The organism is Pseudomonas sp. 34 E 7 (assembly GCF_900005715.1).
In the GTDB taxonomy this organism is placed as follows: Bacteria; Pseudomonadota; Gammaproteobacteria; order Pseudomonadales; family Pseudomonadaceae; genus Aquipseudomonas; species Aquipseudomonas orientalis_A.
The window spans coordinates 1-1,747 of sequence record NZ_CVTX01000034.1 but is presented as its reverse complement, the minus strand read 5'-3'; the positions used below and the strand labels follow the sequence as shown (position 1 = coordinate 1,747).

Sequence of the window (1,747 nt, the reverse complement as noted above, 5' to 3'; positions counted from 1 at the left end):
TGGCAGCGGCGCCACCGGTGGTTTGCGGGGCCGACGCCGGGGACGGCGGCTGGTTGCTCAGGGCACCCGGCACGCCTTGCGGACCATTGCTGGCGGTGCGTTGTTCGCTGGTGGACTGCTCGCTGCGCAGGGCGGGCTGGTCCGGGTTGAATTGCTCGGATGTCGACTCTACGGCGCTGAAATCCACGTCGGCGGACACTTCAGCCTTGTAGCGGTCGTTGCCCAATACCGGTTGCAGGATGTTGTGCACGCGCTGGGTCAGCATGCTTTCCATGCGGCGGCTGTAATCGAACTGCTTGCCGGCCTGGGTCAGCGCGGAGTTTTCGGCCATGTCGGAGAGCAGGTTGCCCTTCTGGTCGACCACCGTGATCTGCGACTTGCTCAGTTCGGGAACGCTGGTGGCCACCAGGTTGATAATTGCCAGCACCTGGCCGGGCTCCAGGGAACGACCGGAAAACAGCTCGACCAGCACCGAAGCGCTGGGCTTGCGCTCGTCACGCACGAACACCGAGCTTTTCGGAATCGCCAGGTGCACACGGGCACCCTTGACGTTATTCAGGCTGGAGATGGTACGCGCCAGTTCGCCTTCCAGGCCGCGACGGTAGCGGGTGGCTTCCATGAACTGGCTGGTGCCCAGGCCCTGGTCCTTGTCGAGGATTTCAAAACCGATATTGCTGTCGGACGGCGTCACGCCGGCGGCGGCCAGTTTCATCCGCGCACGCGCCACGTCATCGGCCTTGACCAGCAGGGCGCCGGAGTTGGGCTCAACGGTGTAGGCGATGTCGGCGGCGGCGAGGGTTTCCATGATCTGCTTGGAATCCATGCCCGCCAGGCTGCCGTACAGCGGCCGGTAATCAGGTTGCTGCGACCACAACACCACGGCAAAACCAATCGCCACGCTGGCAGCCAGGCCGACCAACAGGCCCACCTGACGCAACATGGTCATTTCGGAGAGATTTTCCAGGAACGACAGGCCAAACAGCGGCGGTTTGCCGTCTGTCTTGGCGGGTACGTTGTCGATTGCTTCTGCCATGAGTTAAATCTCGCCCTTAAACCGGCATCTGCATGATGTCTTGATAAGCCTGGACCAGCTTGTTACGCACTTGGGTCAAGGCCTGGAAGGACACACTGGCCTTTTGCGAGGCGACCATCACATCGGTGAGGTCCACGCCGCTTTTACCGATCTCGAACGCCGTCGACAACTGGCTGGACGCCTGCTGGGTATCACTGACTTTATTGATTGCCTGACCGAGCATGTCGGCAAAACTGCTTTGGCCCAATTCCGGCGCTGGCGCGACGGATTTCGGTTGAGCCATGGCATCCATTTGCATGGAGCGCATATCCAACATCAACCGATTGAACTCAATACCCTGGCTCATGAACTTCTCTCTCCGACGACCCGCAATTTTTTGACACTACGCAGCGGTTACCAGGGGGAGGTGCAACAAGGGTGCCAGCTTCGTTGCGACTCGTAAGAAAAGGCGACAAAGCTTGTCGACCTTGTTACTGCACGGTTTTTTTGTAGGAGCGAGGGGGACGCCTAGTTCTTGCTCGCGAAAAACGTCAACGATAACGCGTGCTTCCTGGATGTACGCGGCGTCCATGAGTGCTTCGCGAGCAAGCTCGCTCCTACAAACGGCATTGCCGCGAAGTCAGGTGGCGAACAGGTATGCTTCCACGTCCATCCCGGCGTCGCGCATCTGCGCCAGCTTGTAGCGCAGGGTGCGCGGGCTGATGCCGAGGCGCT

The 1,747-nt window shown here is 60.4% G+C and carries 3 protein-coding genes; all 3 read right to left on the bottom strand.

What is annotated here, in order from left to right; translation table 11 throughout:
- The coding region (fliF, locus tag BFP96_RS01065; RefSeq protein ID WP_065935415.1) for a flagellar basal-body MS-ring/collar protein FliF at positions 1 to 1,033 on the bottom strand (1,033 nt) is incomplete at its 3' end.
- 16 nt (positions 1,034 to 1,049) lie between these two features.
- Complete coding sequence (gene fliE, locus BFP96_RS01060; RefSeq protein ID WP_065884546.1) at positions 1,050 to 1,379, bottom strand: flagellar hook-basal body complex protein FliE; 330 nt, start codon at positions 1,377 to 1,379, stop codon at positions 1,050 to 1,052.
- A 273-nt stretch (positions 1,380 to 1,652) separates the two neighbouring features.
- A partial coding sequence (locus tag BFP96_RS29915; protein WP_139113302.1) for a helix-turn-helix domain-containing protein occupies positions 1,653 to 1,747 on the bottom strand: 95 nt, incomplete at its 5' end.

Excerpts from the sequence above, each read along its gene's own strand:
- fliE (WP_065884546.1), bottom strand. The coding sequence starts at position 1,379 with ATGAGCCAGGGTATTGAGTTCAATCGGTTGATGTTGGATATGCGCTCC.